Genomic DNA, 23,391 nt, shown 5'->3' on the forward strand with positions numbered 1-23,391 from the left:
CTTGTCAAATTATTATATCTAATTAATTATAAAATAACTACTATTTATAGTCTATTTTAACGACATTTTAAAGTTTAAGAAACTTTCGTTATATTCACCTAAAGTTTTTTGGCCTAGATCTTTATAAACTTCTAAACGTTGTTGTTCTTTTTGAGTAGGATAGAAGCGATGATCATCTCTTACTTCTTTAGGTAATAATTGACGAGCTGCTTTGTTAGGAGTTGCGTAACCTACCCACTCTGTATTTTGTTTATTATTTTTGGCATCTAATAAGAAGTTCATAAATTTATATGCGCCTTCTTTATTTTGTGCAGTTTTTGGAATTACCATATTATCAAACCATAAGTTTGAACCTTCTTTAGGGATGACATAGTTATATTTATCTCCGCCTTCAACAAGTGGCGCTGCTACACCGCTCCACACAACTGCAATATTTCCTTCATTTTGTTGGAGCATCATTGTAACTTCATCACCTACGACACCTCTAACTTGTGGTGTAAGGTTTCTTAAATCTTTTTCAGCCTTTTTAATATGTGCAGGATTTTTATCGTTCAAGCTATAGCCTAATTTATTTAAAGCTAATCCCATAATTTCACGCGCACCATCCACTAACAATACATCATTTTTATATTTTGGTTGATATAAATCTTTCCAGCTATCAAAATTTTCGTTTGGATACGCTTTTTTATTATATAAAATACCTACCGTACCAAAGAAATAAGGTAATGAATATTGATTATGTGGATCATATGTCATGTTCATATAATCAGGATCAAGATTTTTTATATTAGGTATTTTTTTATGATCTAAAGGTAATAATAAATCTTCACGTTTTAATTTTTGTACTGTGTATTCACTTGGAAAAGCGACATCATAGTGTGTACCACCATTTTTAATTTTAGCTTCCATTGCTTCGTTAGAATCAAACGTTTCGTATACCACCTGGATACCTGTTTCTTTTTCAAACTTTTTAATTAAATCAGGGTCGATGTATTCTCCCCAGTTATAAACATAAATCTTCTCACCAGTGTTGGTATTGTCTTGAGACTTAAACCAATGGCTGATACCTAAACATATTAATCCAATCACTAGAGCGCCTAATATTAATTGTAAAAACTGTTTCACTGCTGTACACCTCGCTTAAAGGCTTGACGTCTTTTTACAGCACGTTGAATAGCGTAGTAGCCAATCACACCAAGGACAATAGCGGCAAATAAAATAGTAGATATCGCATTAATTTCCATGCTAATACCTTTACGCGCCATCGCATATACTTCTACTGATAACACACTGAACCCATTACCAGTTACGAAGAAGCTGACTGTAAAATCATCTAAGGAATACGTTAACGCCATAAAGAAACCACCAATAATGGCTGGCATTAAATTAGGAATAAGTACTCTTCCTAAGATTTGGGACTCAGTTGCGCCTAAATCACGGGCTGCATTCAAAATATTATTATTCATTTCATATAATTGAGGTAAAACAACAATAACTACAATAGGTATACAAAATGCAATATGTGAAGCAAGAACCGTACCAAATCCTAAACCTAAACCAGTTAAATGGCCGAGAGCGGTAAACATAATTAAGAATGATGCACCGATAACGACATCAGAAGATACCATTAATACGTTATTTAATGTCAGTAATGTGACCTTGAATTTTTTATTTCTTAAATAAAATAATGCAATCGCACCAAATGTACCTATAATCGTAGAAATAGCGGCAGCTAACAATGCAACAGCAATCGTATTAAAGATAATGGACATCAGACGGTCATCTTGGAATAGCGTTTGATAGTGTTCCCAAGTAAAATGTTCAAAATGAATCATATTGCCAGCTGAATTAAATGAATAAAACATAAGAAAGAATATCGGAACGTATAAGACGACTAATAGGAGTCCAATATAAATTTTTCCATACCATTTCACTTAATTCACCCTCTTCCATCTGTTGATTTAGATTTAGTAATAATTAAAATAAATGCCATAAATACTATAAGCACGATAGCAATGGTAGAACCCATACCATAGTTTTGAATAACTAAGAATTGTTCTTCAATTGACGTACCAATATTAATGACTTTATTTCCAGCAATTAATCTTGTAATCATGAATAATGATAATGCTGGAATAAATGTGACTTGAATACCTGTCATTACACCTTCTTTTGTTAACGGCATAATTACTTTTCTAAAAGTAGTGAAAGGATTAGCACCTAAATCACTTGAGGCTTGCAATAAATTATTAGGTATTGCTTTCATACTATTAAAAATCGGCAAAATCATAAAAGGAATATAAATATAACTTGCTACTAATAGAAACGCGCCCGGCGTAAATAACATATTCGCAGATGGAATATGTAAAAAGTTTAAAAATTTATTGATCATTCCCTCATGACTTAAAATGCCGATGAAAGCATACGTTTTAAGTAATAAGTTAATCCAAGTCGGTATAATCAATATAAGTAACCAAAGATTTTGATTTTTAGATGTACGTATAAAATAAGCTGCTGGGTAACTAATAATCAATGTGACTATAGTAATTAGCGCTGCATAAAATATAGAATCCCACATCATTTTTAAATATTTTAATGAAAAGACTTGCTCATAATTAGTAAAGCTGAAGTGTCCTTTTACATCTGTAAAAGAGAAATAAACAAGCAAAATCACAGGGATAATGATAAAGAACACCATCCATAAAAGATAGGGAATTATCAGTACCTTATTAAGATTACGCATGGTCTATATCCTCATAACTTTCGATACGTTTATCGAACTCTTCTTCAGTTTCTCCTGGCACCATGATATGTATCGCTTCAGGATCGAAGAATAAGCCCACTTCACTACCCACTTCAGCTTTTTTCGTCGATTGAATCACCCATTCATAACCTTTTCTATCTATACAGCAAATTTCATAATGCACACCTCTGAATAGCATTGAATCCACTGTTGCTTTGAAAAGCCCTTTATCAGCTTCAATTAAAGAAATATCTTCAGGACGGATTACAACTTCAACATTTTTATTGGTTGGAATACCAGCATCTACGCATTCAAAATCTTGTCCATAAATATTTACTACAAAGTCTCTTACCATTGTTCCTTCGACTATATTAGATTCACCTATAAAGTCAGCAACAAAACGGTTAACCGGTTCATCATATATATCTGTTGGTGTACCAAATTGCTGGATTTTTCCATCTTTCATAACAAAGATGTAATCACTTAATGCTAATGCTTCTTCTTGGTCATGTGTAACAAAGATAAAAGTAATGCCTAAGCGTTTTTGCAATTCACGTAATTCATATTGCATCTCTGTTCGCAATTTTAAATCTAAAGCTGATAATGACTCATCTAGTAGTAAAATCTCAGGCTCATTCACAATTGCTCTAGCAATCGCTACGCGTTGCTTTTGTCCCCCACTCATTTCATTGATATTACGTTGTTCATAACCAGATAATTTCACTAGTTTTAATGCATCTTTAACTTTTTGATTAATCTCTTTTTTAGACTTTTTCTTTAGTTTTAATCCAAAAGCAATATTATCGAAAACATTTAAATGAGGAAATAATGCATAATCTTGGAACACTGTATTCACTTTACGCTTATTCGCTGGCAATTTTCCAATGGATTTATTCAAATAAATAATATCGCCATTATCCGGTTGTTCAAAACCTGCAATTAGCTTTAAAATCGTAGTTTTACCACACCCTGATGGGCCGAGTAATGTATAAAAGTGACCTGACTCAATTTCTAAGTCCATATTATCTAGAATCGTTACATCATCGTAACCTTTCGTTACATTTTTAAATGATAACAATGGCTCCACTTCAATATTCCCCCTTTATAAATATGATGCTGTAGCAACAATTAAAATTTTAACTTCATTTTCCGTTTCATTATGTAATTGATGAATTTCATTAGCCCTAAAATATAATACGTCTTCTTCTCTTGCTTGATATCGTTCTTTACCTAAAGTGAGTGTGACACATCCTTCAAGACAATAAATAAATGTGTCTGATTCAGAAGGTTCAAAGTGTTTATAAGAAGCGCCTGGTTTAATAGATAAGATAAGGGGTTCCATTTCAAATTCATTAGAATTTGTAACTAACCAATTCAATATGTATCCTCTATCATATTCGTCATAAATCGTTCTATCATCTTTCGTGTAAAGCACTTTTTCTTTGGATTTCTCTTTGAAAAAGTCACTCGGAGATGTTCCTAATACTTCTAATATATTTAAAAATGTTTCCATACTTGGCGAAGCATGTTGGCTTTCGATTTGCGAAATATAACCTTTTGATAAATCAGTACGCTCAGCTAATTCTTCTTGTGTTAAGTTCTTTTGACGTCGTAAATTACGTAATTTAGTACCAATTTGCATATTTAACCACCTAAAAAAGCTGTATCATGTTTAGTAATATTAAACATTTTGTTTAATGCTTAATAAAAATAACAAAATACAGCTTTAACTTCAATAGGTTTATAAAAAATATTCAAAATAAATCTTTTTAAGACCTATTTAATTGAAAAAATTGTGTCATTTTTAGTGATGATTAGTTTTGACCGCTAAACGTTTGTTGATCAGGATTGTTTTTTACATCCTGAACAGCTTTATAACTGTTATAACCACTTTTATCTTCAAATTCTTTGAATAATGTTTTTTCCTCCGCCTTACCAGGCACGATTTCTTTAAAACGTTTATAGTGAGCCATTAAGTCCTCTCCATTAACTGACTGTTCATAATAGTTCTCTATTTTATTAAAAAATGCTATAACATCGACCATTTCTTCATTTGTCCAATCTAAATCAAGTGGATATTGGTATTCCATATACTTTCCTCCTTTTAAGAAAAATTAAAAATAAAAACTATCAATACTTAATTAATGCCCTTTTTAACCCTTATATATTCAAAAAAGGATGGAACAATGAATTCTATAGTGAATTCAAAGTCCCACCCTTCAAAGATGTGATGTTATTGAATAAATAGTCTAATTGACTAAATATTACATAGTGTGGATTGGTAATCCGATTGCTTTTTCAGCAGCTTCCATAGACATTTCACCTAAAGTTGGGTGAGCATGTACAGTTAATGCGATATCTTCTGCATTCATACCAGCTTCGATAGCTAAGCCTAATTCAGAAATGATATCTGAAGCGCCATTACCAGCAATTTGTGCACCGATAACAGTTCCATCTTCTTTTAATGTGATAAGTTTAACGAAACCAGTAGTATCGTCTAATGATAATGCACGACCATTACCAGCGTAAGGGAATTTAGATGCTTTGTAATCTAAACCTTCTTCTTTAGCTTGAGCTTCAGTGTAACCAACTTGAGCTAATTCTGGTTCAGTGAAGCATACAGCTGGCATACCGATGTAGTCAACTTCTGAAGCTTGTCCTGCGATAGCTTCAGCAGCTACTTTAGCTTCATAGCTTGCTTTGTGAGCAAGTGGTAAACCAGGAACGATATCACCAATTGCATAAATGTTGTCGATAGAAGTACGGCTTTGTTTGTCTACTTCTAATAATCCACGATCTGCGAATTTAAGACCTAATTCTTCTAAGCCTAATTCGTCAGTGTTTGGACGACGACCAACTGTTACTAATACGTAATCAGCTTCGATAGTTTTTTCTTCACCTTTAGCTTCGTAAGTAACTTTAACGCCATTTTCAGTTTCTTCAGCATTTTTAGCCATTGCTTCAGTAATGATTTCAACGCCTTTTTCTTTCATGCCTTTTTTAACTGGTTGAACCATTTGTTTTTCGAATCCGCCAAGAATTTCTTTAGCGCCTTCTAAAATAGTAACGTCTGAACCAAAGTTAGCGAATGCAGTACCAAGTTCTGAACCAATGTAACCGCCACCTACAACGACTAATTTACCTGGAACTTCTTGTAAGTTTAACGCGCCAGTTGAATCGATAACACGTTTACCAAATTCGAAGTTAGGAATTTCAATTGGTCTAGAACCAGTTGCGATAATAGCGTTTTTGAAGTTATAAGTTTGAGCACTTTTTTCGTCCATAACACGTAAGCTGTTGTTATCTACGAAATAAGCTTCACCTTTAACGATTTCAACTTTATTACCTTTTAATAAGCCTTCAACACCACCAGTTAATTTACTTACAACTGATTGTTTGAATTCTTGAACTTTGTCAAATTTAAGTGATACGCTTTCAGCGATTACACCTAAGTTTTCAGAGTGTTGAGCTTCTACAAAGCGGTGTGAAGCGTGTAATAATGCTTTAGAAGGAATACAACCAACGTTTAAGCATACACCACCTAAGTTACCTTTCTCAACGATAGTAACTTTTTGTCCTAATTGTGCTGCGCGAATTGCTGCAACGTATCCACCAGGACCTGCTCCGATTACAATAGTATCTGTTTCAATTGGGAAATCTCCAACTACCATGTTTTACCCCTCCATTAATAATAATTCTGGATTATTTAATAAGCGTTTGATGTGATTCATAGCGTTTTGACCAGTAGCACCGTCAATTTGTCTGTGGTCAAAGCTTAATGATAATGCTAATACTGGAGCTGCTACAATTTCACCATCTTTAACGATAGGTTTTTGAGCAATACGGCCAATACCTAAGATAGCTACTTCTGGGTGGTTGATAACTGGAGTGAACCATTGTCCACCAGCTGAACCGATATTACTGATTGTGCATGTAGCACCTTTCATTTCTTCAGATGTTAATTTACCGTCACGAGCTTTAACAGCTAATTCGTTAATTTCGTCTGAAATTTGGAAGATAGATTTACGATCTGCATTTTTAACTACAGGTACTAATAAACCTCTTTCAGTGTCAGCTGCGATACCGATGTTCCAGTAATGTTTGTGTACGATTTCGCCAGCTTCTTCGTTGAATGAAGTGTTAAGTGCTGGGTATTTTTTAAGTGCAGAAACAAGTGCTTTAACAACGTATGGTAAGAATGTTAATTTAATACCTTGTTCAGCTGCAACTTCTTTGAATTTTTTACGGTGATCCCATAAGTCTTGAACATCAATTTCATCCATTAATGTTACGTGTGGAGCAGTGTGTTTAGAGTTAACCATTGCTTTAGCAATTGCTCTACGCATAGCTGGGATTTTTTCAGTAGTTTCAGGGAAGTCGCCTTCTGGAACTGATTGAGTTTGAGCTGCTGAAGCATCTTCAGTTGAAGTTGCTGCTGCGCTTTCGTTTGAAGCAGCTGCTTGAGCACCGCCACCATTAACGTGATTGTCAATGTCTTCTTTAGTGATTCGGCCATTTTTACCTGAACCAGCTACTGCTTTAATGTTAATGCCTTTTTCACGAGCATATTTACGAACAGATGGCATAGCTTTGATTTGTCTATTTTCATCTACTTCTTCGTCTTGTGATGCTGATGCTGCTGGAGCTTCTTCTTTAGCTTCTTCTTGAGCAGGTGCTTCTTCTTTAGATGAAGAATCGTCATCATGACCACCTTTGAATTGCATTTCTTCTGCATCAGGTGCATCAATTTTAACGATAACGTCACCTACTACTGCTACAGTACCTTCGTCAACTACAACTTCTTCTACTGTACCGCTAACAGGAGATGGAATTTCAACTACAGATTTGTCGTTTTGAACCTCTGCTAATACATCATCTTCTTCAATTGTATCTCCGGCTTTAACAAACCATTTTACAATTTCACCTTCGTGGATACCTTCACCAATGTCGGGTAATCTAAATTCAAATGCCACGTTCTTGTCCTCCTAAGATTTTCATATTCATTCATTTAAATAAATTTATAACATAGAGCAAGGACAGAATAATCAACAATGTTAAACATCATTCAATTATTATGTCCTATATCTCTAATGTACACTTAACTATTGACATACAGAGTAAAAAGTAAACATTTTACTTACTAACCTTCTATATGCTAACTACAATTTTAAAATTGAAGCTTACTGATATTATTAGAATTCTAAAGTAGCTTTAGCTTGTTCAATAATATCATTTTTGTTTGGTAACCAAACATTTTCAGCTTGAGTGAATGGGTAAACTGTGTCAGCAGCAGCTACACGTGCGATTGGAGCTTCTAATGAAAGAATTGCACGTTCAGCTAATTCAGCAGCTACAGTAGCACCAACACCAGCTTGACGTTGAGCTTCTTGAACTACTACAGCGCGACCAGTTTTTTCAACTGAAGCAACTAAAGTATCGATATCGATAGGTTGTACAGTACGTAAGTCAATTACTTCTACTGAGTAACCTTCTTTTTCTAATTCTTCAGCAGCTTTTTCAGATTCTTGAACCATTGCACCGTAAGCGATTAATGTGATGTCGTTACCTTCTTTTTTCACATTAGCTTTACCTAAGTCAATTGTATATTCTTCTTCTGGAACTTCTTCACGGAATGAACGGTATAATTTCATATGTTCTAAATATACAACTGGGTCGTTTGAGCGAATAGCTGAAAGTAATAAACCTTTAGCATCATATGGGCCAGAAGGAATTACTACTTTGATACCAGGTGATTGAGCTAAGATACCTTCTAAATTATCTGCGTGTAATTCAGGAGTGTGTACCCCACCACCGAATGGTGCACGGATTGTTACAGGTGCTACTTTAGAACCACCTGAACGGAAACGTGTACGAGCGATTTGACCAGCAACTGAGTCAAATACTTCAAATACGAAACCAAGGAATTGGATTTCCATTACTGGACGGAAACCTTCAACTGTTAAACCAAGAGCTAAACCACCGATACCTGATTCAGCTAATGGAGTATCGAATACGCGGTCTTCACCGAATTCTTTTTGTAAACCTTCAGTAACACGGAATACACCGCCGTTAACACCAACGTCTTCACCGAAAACTAAAACATTTTCGTCATTTTGCAATTCAGTTTTAAGCGCATTATTAATCGCTTGAACCATTGTCATTTGTGCCATGGCTTATTTCGACTCCTTCTCTTTGTAGATTTCATATTGTTCTGCTAAGTTTTGAGGCATATCTTCATACATGATATCCATTAAGTTAGTAACTGTTTGTTTTGGAGTATTGTCAGCCTCTTTGATAGCTTTCTTGATGTCGTCTTTAGCACGTTCGATAACTTCGTTTTCTTTGTCTTCGTTCCATAAACCTTTGTTTTCAAGGAATTTTCTGAAACGAACTAATGGGTCTTTTTTCTCCCAATCAGCGTCTTCATCTGAAGTTCTGTAACGAGTTGGATCGTCCCCAGCCATTGTATGTGGACCATAACGATAAGTCATAGTTTCGATTAATGTAGGACCTTCACCGTTAATTGCACGATCACGTGCTTCTTTAGTAGCTTGATATACAGCTAATGCATCCATACCGTCAACTTGGATACCAGGGATACCTACTGCAATAGCTTTTTGAGCTAATGAAGTAGCAGCTGTTTGTTTGCTACGTGGAGTTGAAATAGCATAGTTGTTATTTTGAATAACAAAGATTGCTGGTGCTTTATAAGCTGATGCGAAGTTGATACCTTCATAGAAGTCACCTTGTGAAGAACCACCGTCACCAGTGTAAGTGATAGCTACAGCTTTTTTACCACGTTTTTTAATACCAAATGCTACACCAGCAGTTTGAACGTACTGTGCACCGATAATGATTTGTGGACTGAATGCATTAACGCCTTCAGGGAATTGGTTACCTTTGAAGTGTCCTCTTGAGAATAAGAACGCTTCAGTTAATGGTAAACCATGCCAGATAATTTGAGGCACGTCACGGTAACCAGGTAAGATGAAGTCTTCTTTTTCTAAAGCATATTGAGAAGCTAATTGTGAAGCTTCTTGTCCTGCTGTTGGAGCGTAGAAACCTAGACGACCTTGTCTGTTTAATGAAATAGAACGTTGGTCAAGGATACGAGTCCATACCATTCTTTCCATTAATTCTACTAGTTGTTCATCTGTTAAATCAGGTACTAAGTCTTCATTTACGACATTACCATTTTCGTCCAAAATTTGAACCATTTCAAATTTCGACTGAGTATCATTTAATACTTTTACTGCATCGAATTGGGCTTGTAACTTAGGAGCCATTCAATTCACCATACCTTTCCCATATAATAGAAATTCATTTTATCCTCTCATAGTGTACCACAATTTTTTTGTACTGTTAAACATTTTAACAAATTTCTGTATTACTAAAAAAGATACAGAATTTCAAACTGTATTAGTGGCAATTACACAACTGTATTAATCTACATATTATGTGAGTTTATCGACGTCTTGTTTTTCTTTATTCACTATATTCATCGCTTTAGAATAATTTTTGAATTTCTTTTTGAAATTATCTTGTGCTTTATTTAATGCATCATTTTTTTCATCCACTTGAGATTGAGTGATGCCATCTTGTTTTATTAATTTAAATAAATCTTTTTCTTTATTTAATACGTTTTTATATGCTTTAGCATAATCATCATGCGCTTTATATTTATCTTTAACCGCATCATCTAACTGCTTAACTTCTTTTTGTTTATCATCACTTTTTATTTCTTTAATATGAGATTCACCTTTTTTAAATTGTTTCTCAGAATCATCAATTGCAGAAATTTCATCGTCAAATGTGTTCTCTCGTTGCTTGATATTATCGAGAATGTCATCAGCTGCTTTTTTACGTGTGTCATCATTATTGCTGTTTGCTTTTTTATATAAGTCTTGTTTTTTCACTTCAAGATCATTTAGCTTTTTGCTTGTGCTTGTGATTCCTTGCTCTTTTTCAAAAGCTTTTTGAATATTGTCATCATAAGCGCGTACTTCTTTTTTATCAGTAGTACAACCAGCTAATAAAATGCTTGAAGCGACTGCTACAGCAAGTGTTTTACGTAATTTCATTAATTGTTATCCTCCTCGTAGTGATTCGAATGTAATATTATAGAAAGATAAAGTATAAATCAAATGAAAGCAGATAATGTACTAATCAACCCCTAATCTGTTATATTTTAATATAAGGAAGGTGTATGACATGTTAACTATGAAAGATATAATTAGAGATGGCCATCCTACATTGCGCAAAAAAGCTGAAGATGTAACATTACCACTCTCTGATGAAGATAAAACTACTTTACGTGCTATGCGTGAATTCTTAATTAATAGTCAAGATGATACAATCGCTAAAAAATACGGATTACGTTCTGGTGTGGGTATAGCTGCGCCTCAAATCAATGTTTCTAAACGTATGCTTGCGGTTTATTTACCAGATGATGGCGAAGGTAAATCTTATGATTATATGCTAGTCAACCCTAAAGTGGTTAGTCACAGCGTTCAACACGCTTATTTACCAACTGGGGAAGGTTGTTTAAGTGTTGACGAAAATATTCCTGGGCTGGTTCACCGTCACTATAGAGCTACTATTAAAGCTTATGATATCGACGGTAATGAAGTTAAATTAAGACTAAAAGGCTACCCAGCTATTGTATTCCAACATGAAATCGATCATTTAAACGGTATTATGTTCTATGATTACATCGATAAAGATCACCCATTAACACCGTTACCAGATTCAGTTGAAGTATAAGTGATACATTTATATGCTTAATATATTTTTAAAGACGCTTCTTTCTTTGAAAATATATTAGGCATTTTTTTATGCAAGCTTATTGTAAAATATGTAGCTATTTATAATGTGAACCTAAATATAAACTGCTTTATTTATTTAGATACATAATGTAAAATGAGTATTAACTGACAAGATAGTTTAATACTATTTTTCAAATAATGAACGAAATTAATCACAACTCTGTGAACAATATTAGTGACAAAGTTAAATGGTCATTAATTACTTAAACTTATCGAATTTATATTTATTAAAAATTACATTTTTACTTACTCAGCTTTCAATATATGCATTAAATTGAAATGAAAATAATCGATATACTTTGCTATACTAAATTGTTTAACTAGAGTCGCATATTAATATATTTTAGGAGGAATTATCCATAATGGCAGTATTTAAAGTATTTTTTCAACATAACAAAGACGAAGTAATCGTTCGTGAAAATACAAACACAATTTACGTTGAAGGTGAAACTGAAGAACAAGTTAGACGTTATTTAAAAGACCGCAATTATAACATCGAGTTTATTACTAAATTAGAGGGCGCACATTTAGAATATGAAAAAGAACACTCTGATCACTTTAATGTGGAGAGCGCTCAATAATGAAACAACTACATTCTAATGAAGTAGGTGTATATGCTCTAGGTGGTTTAGGCGAAGTTGGTAAAAATACTTATGCCGTAGAGTATAAAAATGAAATCGTAATTATCGATGCTGGTATTAAATTCCCAGATGATAACTTATTAGGTATCGACTATGTGATTCCAGATTACACTTACCTTGAACAGAACCAAGATAAAATTGTCGGTCTGTTTATCACTCATGGACACGAAGACCATATAGGTGGTGTGCCCTACCTATTAAAGCAAATTAATGTACCTATTTATGGTGGTCCATTAGCTTTAGGTTTAATTCGTAATAAATTAGAAGAACATAATTTATTACGTAATGCTACACTACATGAAATCAATGAAGATAGCGTTATTAAATCTAAACACTTTGAAATTTCATTCTATTTAACTACGCATAGTATTCCTGAAGCATATGGTGTCATTGTAGATACGCCAGAAGGTAAAATCGTTCACACTGGTGACTTTAAATTTGACTTCACTCCTGTCGGTGAACCAGCTAATATCGCTAAAATGGCCGAATTAGGTAAAGAAGGCGTATTATGTTTACTTTCTGACTCAACAAATGCATTAGTACCTGATTTTACTTTAAGTGAAAGAGAAGTTGGTCAAAACGTTGATAAAATTTTCCGCAATTGTAAAGGCCGTATTATTTTCGCTACATTTGCATCTAATATTTACCGCGTGCAACAAGCAGTAGAAGCGGCTATTAAGTACAATCGTAAAATTGTAACTTTCGGTCGTTCAATGGAAAATAATATCAAAATCGGTATGGAATTAGGCTATATTAAAGCACCACCAGAAACATTTGTAGAACTGAATAAAATTAATAATATTCCTAAACATGAATTATTAATCTTATGTACTGGTTCTCAAGGTGAACCAATGGCTGCGTTATCACGTATTGCTAATGGTACACACAAACAAATTAAAATCATCCCTGATGATACAGTAGTATTTAGTTCATCACCTATTCCAGGTAATACTAAAAGTATCAATCGTACAATCAATGCTTTATATAAAGCAGGCGCTGATGTTATTCATAGTAAGATTTCTAACATTCATACATCTGGCCACGGATCTCAAGGCGATCAACAATTGATGTTACGATTAATTCAACCTAAATACTTCTTACCAATTCATGGTGAATATCGTATGCTAAAAGCTCATGGTCAAACTGGTGTTGATTGTGGCGTTAAAGAAGAAAACGTCTTTATCTTTGATATCGGAGATGTTTTAGCACTTACGCATGACTCAGCACGTAAAGCTGGCCGTATCCCTTCAGGTAATGTACTTGTAGATGGAAGCGGCATTGGAGATATTGGTAATGTTGTTATTCGTGACCGTAAATTACTTTCTGAAGAAGGGTTAGTAATAGTTGTAGTAAGTATCGACTTCAAGACTAATAAATTACTTTCTGGTCCTGATATTATTTCACGTGGTTTCGTTTATATGCGTGAATCAGGTCAACTCATTTACGATGCGCAACGTAAGATTAAAACAGATGTCATTTCTAAGTTGAATTCAAATAAAGATATTCAATGGCATCAAATTAAATCTTCAATTATTGAAACATTACAACCATATCTTTATGAGAAAACAGCTCGTCGCCCAATGATTTTACCAGTTATTATGAAAGTTAATGAAGATTAATCATTATAGATAAACTAAAAGCACGATATAGACATGTTATTTACACATGAACTATACCGTGCTTTTTCACGTTATTAATGATTTTTTGTCCACTACGTTAACGTACAATTTTCTTTTCAAAGCGATTTAAATCGTTATCATGACCTATCATAATGAGTATATCTCCAAATTCAATATTCATACTAGGATCAGGTGATACGATAATGTTCTTGCCTCGTTTAATCGCGATAATATTAATACCAAACTGACGACGAATATCTAAATCGATAATAGATTGACCCGTCATCTTCTCGCTCGCTTTCAATTCAACTAATGAATGCTCATCCGCTAATTCAAGATAATCTAACACGCTTGCACTCGCCACATTATGCGCAATACGTCGTCCCATATCTCTTTCTGGATGCACTACTGTATCTGCCCCGATTTTATTTAATATTTTAGCATGATAATCATTTTGAGCTTTAGCCGTCACTTTTTTAACCCCTAGCTCTTTTAAAATTAAGGTCGTCAACGTACTCGATTGAATATTTTCCCCTATCGCTACAATTACGTGATCAAAGTTACGTATACCTAAACTTTTCATCACCGCTTCATCAGTAGTATCAGCCACTACTGCATGTGTAGCGATATCACTGTACTCATTTACTCTTGCTTCATCTCTATCAATTGCCATAACATCCATATCAAGCGCATTAAGTTCTCTTACGATACTACCACCGAAACGCCCTAGACCTATAACAACATATTCCTTCTCCATACCGTAGATACCCCTATCTTCTATAAAAAATAGGAGCTGAGTAAGCTTGCTTCATGTCTTGAAAAATAAATTCGCTCACTTCAAAACATAAATTAAACTTATCTCAGCCCCTTCAGTATTGTAATTATTTCTTGCCTTCGACGTATGATTTATCGAATACAAATAATCTCAATAATAATATTAACGATGGAACTAATAAAAGTAAACCTAAAATAAATACGATTACAAGCGCTAAGCCCATTGATGAATTAACACCTGAATCTGTAATTTTAATATATGGATATAAAATATATGGTAACTTACTCATACCGTAGCCATAAAAGGCAAAAGCCATTTGTAAAATAACCATAATAAACGCTAAACCATGATGTTTTTTCATTAGATTTAATACGCCAGCGATTAAGAAGAAGATAAAGCTAATCGCAAACATCCACCAATAATTCGTCACTGCGTTATAAAAATGATTTGAGTTTTGAATTCTTAATGATAGGAACACAAATAATGAAATAATAATCATTGGTGGTCCCCAAAACATAAACCATTGACGCATAAATGAGTATGCTACTTCATCTTTAGCTTTAGCTGCATAATACGTTAAGAAGCCAGATGAAATATATAACACACTAATAATTGCTAAAAATACTACTGACCATGCGAATGGACTTAATAATAATTGCACCCAGTCTAAATCAAGATGTGATCCTCTTTGATTAATATAACCGCCTTCAGATATAGTTAAAACAGTTGCCAATGAGGCTGGAATTAATAGTCCAGTAAGTCCATATAAAAAGATCCATGGTAATTTTGTATCTTGACCATAATGTTCAAAAGCATAAAAACTACTTCTAATTGAAATAAGTATTAACGCAATTGAACCAGGTATTAATAATACTGTACCTAAATATAACGCAGAATCTGGAAAGAACCCTACAAACCCTACGAAGAAGAAGACAAAGAATACATTTGTAACTTCCCACACTGGATTAAGATAACGTTCAACAAGATGGTTAATCTTTTTTTCTTCTCCAGTTAATTTCGTATGCAATGTGAAAAAGCCTGCACCAAAGTCAATTGAAGCTACAATAATATAGAAGAATAAGAATATCCATAATACAACAATACCAATACTAGTATAATCCATTATGCTTGACCTCCTTTTTCAATCACTTTGTCTACATCATCTTGGGCTGGTTTATTTTTAAACATACGCAATAATACATAAGCTGAAGTAACTAACAGAACTAAATATAATAAACCAAACATAATGGTAACTAATGTAATTCCACCAGCTTGAGTAGCTGCTTGGCTTACGCGCATATAGCCTCGAACAATCCATGGTTGTCTACCCATTTCAGTTAAGAACCAACCAAATTCAATGGCTAATAACGAAGCAGGCCCTGTCAGTAATACTGCATATAATAAACCTTTGTTCAATGTAAATTTGCGTAATTTTTTAAAGATTAATGTAAGTATAAATAATCCTGAAACGATGAAGCAGAATATACCCATTGAAACCATTAAATCAAAGAAGTAATGCACAATTAATGGAGGTAAATCATTTTTAGGGAAATCATTTAACCCTTTCACTTTAGTATTAACATTGTTGTCAGCTAAGAAGCTTAACATGCCAGGAATTTTAATCGCACCATGAACTTCTTGCGTTTTATCATTTAATACACCGAAAAATACTAAATCAGCTTTAGATTGTGTGTCAAAATGCCATTCATAAGCTGCTAATTTCTCAGGTTGTACTTTATGAAGAAATTTCGCCGACATATCTCCCGCAAGCATTGCAAGTAAAGTATTTATAAAACCAACGATCATCGTCATTTTTAATGCTTTTTTATGATATTCTGCATCTTTACTAAATTTGTTTTTCAATAATTTGAACGCTGCAATAGCGGCTAAAAGAAATGCCATTGTCATTCCAGCTGTAGCTACTACGTGAAATGCTCTAACTAAAAATGAAGCGTTAAACATTGCTTCAAATGGTTGCACATTAACCATCTTGCCATGTTTCATTTCGAAACCAGCTGGTGTATTCATAAATGAGTTGACTGACGTGATGAAGAAAGCTGAGAATGAGCCCCCTACTATAACTGGAATACTTATAAGGAAATGTATCCATTGATTTTTGAAACGATTCCATGTTTATAGATAAATACTTAAGAAAATTGCTTCAAAGAAGAATGCAAATGTTTCCATGAAAAGCGGTAAAGCTATAACATGTCCGCCCATTTTCATGAAGGTTGGCCAAATCAATGAAAGTTGTAACCCGATCATTGTACCAGTAACAACCCCTACTGCTACCGTAATCGTATAACCTTTCGACCAACGTTGTGCTAATGCTATATATTTAGGATCTTTATTTTTGATCCCTAAAAATTCTGCGATGGCAAACATTAACGGCATACCTACACCAATGGTAGCAAAAATGATATGTACCGCTAATGTCATTCCGGTTAGAAATCGACTAATTTCTACAGAATCCATATATTAATCACCTTTTCTTTATATTTAAGATTTATATTTTTAGAAACAATTGATATAAATTATATTACTTTCATTTTTCTAGCTAAATTGTTTTGCTTAATCTTCATAAATTTTTAACAATGTGTTTCACAAAATTTTCACAGTTTGCATTTCTAAGATATATTTTATATAGTAATTTCAGTTAAAATAATTGACAAAAAGGAGTGTTTATAAATGTCTTCAATTACAATTTATACACAAAACGATTGTCCGCCTTGTACATTTGTTAAAAATTATTTAAGCGAACATAACGTAAATTATGAAGAAAAAAATATTGCTAAAGATGAATATCGACAAGAAATGATGAATTACGATGCCTTTGCGACACCATTTATACTTTTAAATGATGAACCTATGTACAATGTTGATATGGAAAAGATTAACAAAGCCTTTAATATTGAGAATTAATCGCTATAATAAATAAATTCTTTCAAAATTAAATATTTCCATCAAAAAAACGTCTTACATCTAGTTTATAAAGTTGAATCTTGATGTACGATGTTTATAAAAAGAAAAGCATCTTTGTCTAATGTCAAATTAAACAAAGATGCTTTTTATAATTATTTAGAAATATTATTTACTAACTCTTTAACTTCATCTTGAGTAGCACAATTAATTGCACGATGTGCTAATTCTGCCATTTCGTTTTTACTTAAACCATTAATTTGTCTTCTAGCTTTTAAGATAGATGTTGCACTCATAGAGAATTCATCTAATCCTAAACCTAATAATAATGGGATAGCTGTTTCGTCTCCAGCCATTTCACCACACATACCAGTCCATTTACCTTCTTTATGAGAAGCTTCAATAACTTGTTTAACCAAGCGTAAAATCGCTGGATTATATGGTTGGTATAAGTAAGAGACACGTTCTGACATACGGTCAGCTGCCATTGTATATTGAATTAAATCATTCGTACCAATACTGAAGAAATCAACTTCTTTAGCGAATACATCTGCTAAAGCAGCAGTTGATGGAATTTCAACCATGATACCTAATTCAATTTCATCTGACACTTCGTGACCTTCGTTTTTAAGTTTATCTTTTTCTTCTAAAAGAATCGCTTTTGCATCACGGAATTCATTAATAGTTGCTACCATTGGGAACATAATATTTAATTTACCGTATGCAGACGCACGTAATAATGCACGTAATTGTGTTCTGAAAATATCTTGTTGATCTAAGCATAAACGAATTGCACGATATCCTAAGAATGGATTCATTTCTTTAGGTAAATTTAAGTAAGGTAATTCTTTGTCCCCACCGATATCTAAAGTACGTACAACTACGCGTTTATCTTTCATTGTTTCAAGCACTTTTTTATAGGCTTCAAATTGCTCATCTTCAGTTGGCATTTGATCTCTACCCATATAAAGGAATTCAGTTCTATATAAACCAATACCTTCAGCGCCATTTTCCATTACACCATATAAATCGTCAGGCGTACCGATATTTGCAGCTAATTCAGCATGTTCACCGTCAATAGTGACAGTTTCTGCGTCACGTAATTTTTGTAATTCTTTCTTATCTTCAAAGAAACGTTCACGTTTATTTTGATAAGCGATTAATTCATCTTCAGTAGGATCAATGATTACGTCACCAGTTGTACCGTCAACGATAATCATGTCGCCTTGTTTAACTTCTTTCGTAATTGTTTTAGTACCAACGACAGCAGCAATTTCTAATGAACGACTCATAATTGCTGAGTGACTAGTACGTCCACCAATATTAGTAACGAAGCCTTGAACAAATTCTTTATTTAATTGTGCAGTGTCAGAAGGTGTTAAATCATTTCCGACGATAACTACACTTTCATCAATCATACTTGGGTTAGGTAAATCAACACCTAAAAGATGTGCTAACACACGTTTAGAAACGTCTCTAATATCTGCAGCACGCTCTCTCATGTATTCATTATCCATTGATTCAAAGATTGTAATAAATTGCGTAGTGACTTCATGTAATGCTTCAGGAGCACTTGCTTTTTCATTCGCAATTTTATCTTCGATTGGTTGAATTAACTCAGGATCATCAAGTACTAATAAATGTGCATCAAAGATAGCAGCTTTATCAGGACCTAATTGTTTCTCAGCGTTATTTCTGATTTTAGTTAACTCGATTTTAGAAGCTTCTAACGCATTTCTAAACTTTTTAATTTCAGCATCAGTATCAGTGACTTTTTCATTAGTAAATGATAAATCTGGTTCTACTAATAAATATGCTTTAGCAATTGCTACGCCATCAGACGCAGCAATACCTTTAATTAAGTTAGACATAATTACTCAGTTAAACCTTCTTTAGATAAGACATCACTGATAGCTTGAATTGCGTCTTGTTCATCGCTTCCGTCAGCATAGATAGTGATTTCAGCATCTTTACCTACACCTAAACTCATAACACCCATGATAGATTTTAAGTTAACTTTTTTACCGTTGTATTCTAATTGAATATCTGAATCAAATTTTGATGCAGTTTGAACTAACATAGTTGCAGGACGTGCATGAATACCAGTTTCATCAATAATTACATAAGATTTTTGTTCCATAATCTATTTCTCCTTCGCAAAGTTAGAATATTCAAATTTATCATAATCTAACATAATTTTATAAGATAACACTACCAAAATATAATAGCAAATTCAATTCTTATACGATTGAAACACTATTATACTGGCAAATGATATGACTAGACAAGCAATTCAGATTGACAATAAACACTTCTCTATCAATATTTATACTTTCCTTATTTAAAATTGATGTTTCTGCTTAAGTATCAACAATCTGTTGCTCGCTATCATTTAGTTAATAAATTTAATCAATATTGTAATTGTTATCTTATTAACACTTTATATTAATTATACTACAACATTTCCATTTTAAATAATATCATATAGAACTTTTTCACATTTTTCTATGTGTTCGCGTCCTAATTTGTTCATAAAGTAGTAGCTAATAGACGCTGATACTGCTTGTCCAACCACTGGGAACCATTTTGTTTGTTTAGCAGCAGTACGTTTCGCCATATCTCTGATTACTACTTTTAATACAGCACTTGATACTTTTTTACCTACAAATGAACTACCTTGAATAGCCGCTGCTGCTAGCACACGTTCTCTAACATCATCGCCTAAAGTATTCACTTGTTTATGATCAAGACCGTAAATTTTATTAACATCTTCAATGATGTCTCTCATTAATTTAATGTCTACACCAAAGTCTAATCCTGGAATAGGTACAACGCTCATTCCAGAAGATAAAAGAGATTTCTTTTTGACAAGCGCTTCAGCTCTTACTCTACGCTCTTCAATTTCTTCTTTTGTAGTAGGTAAAGCACTTTTTTCTTTAATTTCTTCCATATTTAATACTTTGTTACCTACTTTATTTGTCATATTATTTGTAAATCTATCCATAATACCCATATTTCGACACCCTTTCGTATTAATTCTTTTTCATTCATTAAACCATTATACCCACTTTTATTTATGTTAATGCTTAATATTTAAGAATACTGCTTTCAAGTATTTAGATGGTTTATAATGTGGATGTGTTTTGAAATCTTTTGGTAAGCCCATAACTTCTTCTATTTCATAGTCTACGCCAGCTGATTCTAATGTTTTTTTAATCACGTTTTTAAATGACTTCAATGGAAAGACGCTTGAATTTGTACATAATAACATTGAGCCGTTTGGCGCTAAAATATTTAATGCTCCATTAATCAAGTCATCGTAATTTTTTTGAACTGAAAAAGTTTTCTTCTTATTACGTGCAAAACTTGGTGGATCAATTACAATTGTGTCGTATTGTTTGCCGTGGCGAGCAGCATAATTATAAAAATCGAATGTATCCATTACATAGATATACTGACTTTTAGGGTCAATACCGTTAAGTCCGAAGTTCTCTTCAGTTAGAGCACGCGAACGATTTGCTAAATCGACACTTGTCGTCATTTCCGCATTTTGAGCCGCTATGACTGAGAAAGCCCCTGTATAACTAAATAAGTTAAGTATTGATCTTCCTTCTGAAAAATGATCACGTAATTTTTTACGAACTTCTTTTTGGTCTAAGAAAATACCTGTCATTAAGCCATCATCTAAATCTACATTATAAAAAGTAAAGTTCTCTTCTATTACAATTGGAAATTCTGGCGTTTCACCTAACACATGTCCACCAGTATATTCTGTATCTTTAAAACGCATTTTTTCATAAATTGACTTAAACTCAAATACGTTTTGAATGGCTTCTACTACGTTATAGCGGAACTTATAAATTCCTCTTGAATACCATTGAATAAGTAAATGACCGTTATAGTTATCAATCGTAAGGCCACCTACACCATCACCTTCAGCATTAAATAATCTGAAAGCATTTGTTCCTTCTATATGATAGTAATAATCTCTTTCTTCTAACGCTTGTTTAAACAAACTTTCGAAAAACTGTGTATTAATGACTTCATTTTGATCGTAACTCAATACCCATCCTAAACCTTTATGTTGACGTCCAACATATGCAGTTGCAATGTATTGATTATTTTCTGTCATTAAATAAAATAAGTCGCCTTCCTTTAAATGGTCGTGTTGATAGATATCTTCTTCATCGACTAACGGATATTGATTTAAATATTTTGGTTCTTTTCCTTTATTTAAAGTTGCTATCTTCATTTTTAACGCTCCTATTTAAATCATATTTTTTATATTAGAAAATGTTTCCATTATACGTTCTTGTTTATTTTAACAAAATTAATTTTCACTTTATACTAAACGAAATAAAATAACTCCCCTCAAAGTTCTTCATTGTTAAACTTTGAAGGGAGTTAATCATGTTCATAATATTAAGGACGATCTCTTAACTGTAGCGTGAATGCGACAATTACTGCGATTAACATAATGATTAAGGTTGGCGTAATAAAGATTGATAAAAGCAAACCATGAATCATAATATTAATAAATTCTGTCAATAATTTGAAGAATAGAATACTTATCATGAAGAGTTGTAAATAATAGAATTTACCTCTTAAGAAATGCGTGAATGTAGTAGCAATATAAATGATGATGATAAACATTAATAATAACAATGTTACCCATTCAACCACATATTGCGTTTGTGATAATTGCCATTCACCAGATACAAATAATGAATTTCGGTTGTTAAACTCTATAAATGTAAATAAGAATAAAACAAAACCACAGAAGATTTCTACATACTCAGGTTTGATCCATTTAGGTCGACGCATCCAGTTAGGGATATCGTCTTCTTGAATATCAAAAACATTTTTAAATTTACTTTTAAATTTATCGCGTTTAGCTCTAATTTTTTCTAAGTCTACACTTCTTCTCGTCTTACGTGCATATTCTGATGTTTTATCTTGAAGTTGTTTAAAATGAACTTTAGATTGAGTCGATACATTTCCTTTAGTAGTTCTAGATAATTCTGGTTCTTCTTCCCCAAGTTCTTCTTTAGTTAACGGAAGTGATCTTCTTAAGAATAAGAAGTTCCAAATAGATGCTTGAGCTAATAGCCACATCACTAAGAAGAAAGTATCTACACTTAAAATATCAATTGGTGCAATTTCATTTGCATCAATTTTGCCGTATAAAGAAATTTGAGTAATTAAATAAGCAATTCCATAGGAAACAATAATCCATAGATAATGGCTTTTTCTGTTCTCGCTATAAAGTTCATCTTTATAGACGATATAACCTGTATGAATAATAAATGGAATAACGAAAATTACTGCCCAAATACCATATACTTGTGTCATAAGTGTAATTGTAATAAGGAAATATAGAATTCCAATAACTAAAAAGAAAATTGAGATGTCGTAATCATATTTCGTAGTTCTATATAATGTGTAACCGATTAACATTAAAAGAATACCAAATAAAATAATGATGACTGCACTAATAATAGGAAAGTTGCCTATGAATCTACTCATCACTCTAATTATTTCACTAAAGAATGCATTAAGAAAATCCCATAAATTATGTATCCTTAATTCAGCTTTATTCTTATCTTTGAGTTGTTTAATTAAAGGTAAATTGATTAGGATAATGAGACCCGTGAAGAGTGAAACGATACCGATTAAATAACTGTAAATAATCTCGGTGTGTTTCTTAAGAAAAGACATACTGTTCACCTCAAAATTTATTATATATGAAGATTTTCATCTTGTCTTTAATAAAAAAATAAAATACTTCTCTGGACCTATATAAGTTTATCCTACTCTTTTATGGGTAAACTATAGATGTAACAATTATTCAACAAGGAGTGTTGTATGA

Annotated in this window: 22 protein-coding genes and 1 pseudogene; 4 read left to right on the forward strand and 19 right to left on the reverse strand. The window is 32.9% G+C overall.

Annotation, left to right across the window (positions count from 1 at the left end):
- Nucleotides 1–51 precede the first annotated feature (51 nt).
- The 11 genes from CD127_RS01775 to CD127_RS01825 form a co-directional block, all read right to left on the reverse strand.
- Entirely contained in the window at nt 52–1,125 is a 1,074-nt protein-coding gene (locus CD127_RS01775) for an ABC transporter substrate-binding protein (protein ID WP_103297114.1), read from the reverse strand.
- Entirely contained in the window at nt 1,122–1,934 is an 813-nt protein-coding gene (locus CD127_RS01780) for an ABC transporter permease (protein WP_103365531.1), read from the reverse strand. The genes CD127_RS01775 and CD127_RS01780 overlap by 4 nt, the downstream gene beginning before the upstream one ends.
- A gap of 5 nt (nt 1,935–1,939) precedes the next feature.
- A complete protein-coding gene (locus tag CD127_RS01785) occupies nt 1,940–2,743 on the reverse strand; it encodes an ABC transporter permease (protein ID WP_103297112.1) in 804 nt (267 codons plus the stop codon).
- Complete coding sequence (locus CD127_RS01790; protein WP_103297111.1) at nt 2,736–3,830, reverse strand: ABC transporter ATP-binding protein; 1,095 nt, start codon at nt 3,828–3,830, stop codon at nt 2,736–2,738. The genes CD127_RS01785 and CD127_RS01790 overlap by 8 nt, the downstream gene beginning before the upstream one ends.
- Before the next feature lie 15 nt (nt 3,831–3,845).
- Nucleotides 3,846–4,385, reverse strand: a complete 540-nt coding sequence (locus tag CD127_RS01795; protein ID WP_103365532.1) for a helix-turn-helix domain-containing protein — start codon at nt 4,383–4,385, stop codon at nt 3,846–3,848.
- 172 nt (nt 4,386–4,557) lie between these two features.
- A complete protein-coding gene (locus tag CD127_RS01800) occupies nt 4,558–4,833 on the reverse strand; it encodes a UPF0223 family protein (RefSeq protein WP_103297109.1) in 276 nt (91 codons plus the stop codon).
- Nucleotides 4,834–5,007: 174 nt separating this feature from the next.
- Nucleotides 5,008–6,414, reverse strand: a complete 1,407-nt coding sequence (gene lpdA / locus CD127_RS01805) for a dihydrolipoyl dehydrogenase (protein ID WP_103297108.1) — start codon at nt 6,412–6,414, stop codon at nt 5,008–5,010.
- A gap of 3 nt (nt 6,415–6,417) precedes the next feature.
- Nucleotides 6,418–7,716: a dihydrolipoamide acetyltransferase family protein gene (locus tag CD127_RS01810; protein ID WP_103365533.1), complete on the reverse strand. Its 1,299-nt coding sequence runs from the start codon at nt 7,714–7,716 to the stop codon at nt 6,418–6,420.
- A gap of 219 nt (nt 7,717–7,935) precedes the next feature.
- Nucleotides 7,936–8,913 carry an alpha-ketoacid dehydrogenase subunit beta gene (locus tag CD127_RS01815; protein ID WP_103297106.1) on the reverse strand — a complete coding sequence of 326 codons (978 nt, stop codon included), beginning with the start codon at nt 8,911–8,913 and terminating at the stop codon, nt 7,936–7,938.
- A gap of 3 nt (nt 8,914–8,916) precedes the next feature.
- Nucleotides 8,917–10,029 carry a pyruvate dehydrogenase (acetyl-transferring) E1 component subunit alpha gene (pdhA, locus tag CD127_RS01820; protein WP_103297105.1) on the reverse strand — a complete coding sequence of 371 codons (1,113 nt, stop codon included), beginning with the start codon at nt 10,027–10,029 and terminating at the stop codon, nt 8,917–8,919.
- Between the two features lie 168 nt (nt 10,030–10,197).
- Nucleotides 10,198–10,824: a YkyA family protein gene (locus CD127_RS01825; protein WP_103365534.1), complete on the reverse strand. Its 627-nt coding sequence runs from the start codon at nt 10,822–10,824 to the stop codon at nt 10,198–10,200.
- 130 nt (nt 10,825–10,954) lie between these two features.
- Between CD127_RS01825 and def the strand changes: the two genes are divergently transcribed.
- The 3 genes from def (at nt 10,955) to rnjA (ending at nt 13,828) form a co-directional block, all read left to right on the forward strand.
- Nucleotides 10,955–11,506, forward strand: a complete 552-nt coding sequence (gene def, locus CD127_RS01830) for a peptide deformylase (protein WP_103297103.1) — start codon at nt 10,955–10,957, stop codon at nt 11,504–11,506.
- Between the two features lie 424 nt (nt 11,507–11,930).
- Nucleotides 11,931–12,149: a DNA-dependent RNA polymerase subunit epsilon gene (locus CD127_RS01835; RefSeq protein WP_103297102.1), complete on the forward strand. Its 219-nt coding sequence runs from the start codon at nt 11,931–11,933 to the stop codon at nt 12,147–12,149.
- Nucleotides 12,149–13,828: a ribonuclease J1 gene (gene rnjA / locus CD127_RS01840; RefSeq protein WP_103365535.1), complete on the forward strand. Its 1,680-nt coding sequence runs from the start codon at nt 12,149–12,151 to the stop codon at nt 13,826–13,828. Before CD127_RS01835 ends, rnjA begins: the two co-directional genes overlap by 1 nt.
- 97 nt (nt 13,829–13,925) lie before the next feature.
- Here the strand turns inward: rnjA and CD127_RS01845 are convergent, their stop codons facing one another.
- From CD127_RS01845 to CD127_RS01855, 3 genes and pseudogenes are all read right to left on the reverse strand, one after another.
- Entirely contained in the window at nt 13,926–14,585 is a 660-nt protein-coding gene (locus CD127_RS01845; RefSeq protein WP_103365536.1) for a potassium channel family protein, read from the reverse strand.
- Nucleotides 14,586–14,709: 124 nt separating this feature from the next.
- The gene (locus CD127_RS01850) at nt 14,710–15,726 is read right to left on the reverse strand and encodes a cytochrome d ubiquinol oxidase subunit II (RefSeq protein WP_103365537.1); all 1,017 of its coding nucleotides are present in this window, start codon (nt 15,724–15,726) and stop codon (nt 14,710–14,712) included.
- Nucleotides 15,726–17,078 (reverse strand): annotated as a pseudogene (locus CD127_RS01855) (cytochrome ubiquinol oxidase subunit I). Before CD127_RS01855 ends, CD127_RS01850 begins: the two are co-directional and overlap by 1 nt.
- Before the next feature lie 213 nt (nt 17,079–17,291).
- Here CD127_RS01855 and CD127_RS01860 point away from each other — a divergent pair.
- The gene (locus tag CD127_RS01860) at nt 17,292–17,525 is read left to right on the forward strand and encodes a glutaredoxin family protein (protein ID WP_103297097.1); all 234 of its coding nucleotides are present in this window, start codon (nt 17,292–17,294) and stop codon (nt 17,523–17,525) included.
- A gap of 152 nt (nt 17,526–17,677) precedes the next feature.
- Here the strand turns inward: CD127_RS01860 and ptsP are convergent, their stop codons facing one another.
- From ptsP to auxA, 5 genes are all read right to left on the reverse strand, one after another.
- The gene (ptsP, locus tag CD127_RS01865; RefSeq protein WP_103365538.1) at nt 17,678–19,393 is read right to left on the reverse strand and encodes a phosphoenolpyruvate--protein phosphotransferase; all 1,716 of its coding nucleotides are present in this window, start codon (nt 19,391–19,393) and stop codon (nt 17,678–17,680) included.
- A 2-nt stretch (nt 19,394–19,395) separates the two neighbouring features.
- Nucleotides 19,396–19,662 (reverse strand): phosphocarrier protein HPr, encoded by a 267-nt coding sequence (locus tag CD127_RS01870; protein WP_103297095.1) that lies wholly within the window; start codon nt 19,660–19,662, stop codon nt 19,396–19,398.
- Nucleotides 19,663–19,992: 330 nt separating this feature from the next.
- The gene (locus CD127_RS01875; protein WP_103365539.1) at nt 19,993–20,535 is read right to left on the reverse strand and encodes a DUF697 domain-containing protein; all 543 of its coding nucleotides are present in this window, start codon (nt 20,533–20,535) and stop codon (nt 19,993–19,995) included.
- A gap of 66 nt (nt 20,536–20,601) precedes the next feature.
- Nucleotides 20,602–21,774, reverse strand: coding sequence for a class I SAM-dependent rRNA methyltransferase (locus CD127_RS01880; RefSeq protein WP_103365540.1), 1,173 nt, complete (start codon nt 21,772–21,774; stop codon nt 20,602–20,604).
- Between the two features lie 170 nt (nt 21,775–21,944).
- Nucleotides 21,945–23,240, reverse strand: a complete 1,296-nt coding sequence (gene auxA / locus CD127_RS01885; RefSeq protein WP_103297092.1) for a lipoteichoic acid stability factor AuxA — start codon at nt 23,238–23,240, stop codon at nt 21,945–21,947.
- Between the last annotated feature and the right edge of the window lie 151 nt (nt 23,241–23,391).

The organism is Staphylococcus petrasii, from assembly GCF_002902565.1.
Classification (GTDB): domain Bacteria; phylum Bacillota; class Bacilli; order Staphylococcales; family Staphylococcaceae; genus Staphylococcus; species Staphylococcus petrasii.

Bases quoted from the DNA above. Each gene is read 5' to 3' on its own strand.
- CD127_RS01785 (WP_103297112.1), bottom strand. From the start codon at position 2,743: ATGCGTAATCTTAATAAGGTACTGATAATTCCCTATCTTTTATGGATG.
- CD127_RS01795 (WP_103365532.1), bottom strand. From the start codon at position 4,385: ATGCAAATTGGTACTAAATTACGTAATTTACGACGTCAAAAGAACTTA.
- CD127_RS01800 (WP_103297109.1), bottom strand. From the start codon at position 4,833: ATGGAATACCAATATCCACTTGATTTAGATTGGACAAATGAAGAAATG.
- lpdA (WP_103297108.1), bottom strand. From the start codon at position 6,414: ATGGTAGTTGGAGATTTCCCAATTGAAACAGATACTATTGTAATCGGA.
- CD127_RS01815 (WP_103297106.1), bottom strand. From the start codon at position 8,913: ATGGCACAAATGACAATGGTTCAAGCGATTAATAATGCGCTTAAAACT.
- pdhA (WP_103297105.1), bottom strand. From the start codon at position 10,029: ATGGCTCCTAAGTTACAAGCCCAATTCGATGCAGTAAAAGTATTAAAT.
- CD127_RS01825 (WP_103365534.1), bottom strand. From the start codon at position 10,824: ATGAAATTACGTAAAACACTTGCTGTAGCAGTCGCTTCAAGCATTTTA.
- def (WP_103297103.1), top strand. From the start codon at position 10,955: ATGTTAACTATGAAAGATATAATTAGAGATGGCCATCCTACATTGCGC.
- CD127_RS01835 (WP_103297102.1), top strand. From the start codon at position 11,931: ATGGCAGTATTTAAAGTATTTTTTCAACATAACAAAGACGAAGTAATC.
- rnjA (WP_103365535.1), top strand. From the start codon at position 12,149: ATGAAACAACTACATTCTAATGAAGTAGGTGTATATGCTCTAGGTGGT.
- CD127_RS01845 (WP_103365536.1), bottom strand. From the start codon at position 14,585: ATGGAGAAGGAATATGTTGTTATAGGTCTAGGGCGTTTCGGTGGTAGT.
- CD127_RS01850 (WP_103365537.1), bottom strand. From the start codon at position 15,726: ATGGATTATACTAGTATTGGTATTGTTGTATTATGGATATTCTTATTC.
- CD127_RS01860 (WP_103297097.1), top strand. From the start codon at position 17,292: ATGTCTTCAATTACAATTTATACACAAAACGATTGTCCGCCTTGTACA.
- ptsP (WP_103365538.1), bottom strand. From the start codon at position 19,393: ATGTCTAACTTAATTAAAGGTATTGCTGCGTCTGATGGCGTAGCAATT.
- CD127_RS01870 (WP_103297095.1), bottom strand. From the start codon at position 19,662: ATGGAACAAAAATCTTATGTAATTATTGATGAAACTGGTATTCATGCA.
- CD127_RS01875 (WP_103365539.1), bottom strand. From the start codon at position 20,535: ATGGGTATTATGGATAGATTTACAAATAATATGACAAATAAAGTAGGT.
- CD127_RS01880 (WP_103365540.1), bottom strand. From the start codon at position 21,774: ATGAAGATAGCAACTTTAAATAAAGGAAAAGAACCAAAATATTTAAAT.
- auxA (WP_103297092.1), bottom strand. From the start codon at position 23,240: ATGTCTTTTCTTAAGAAACACACCGAGATTATTTACAGTTATTTAATC.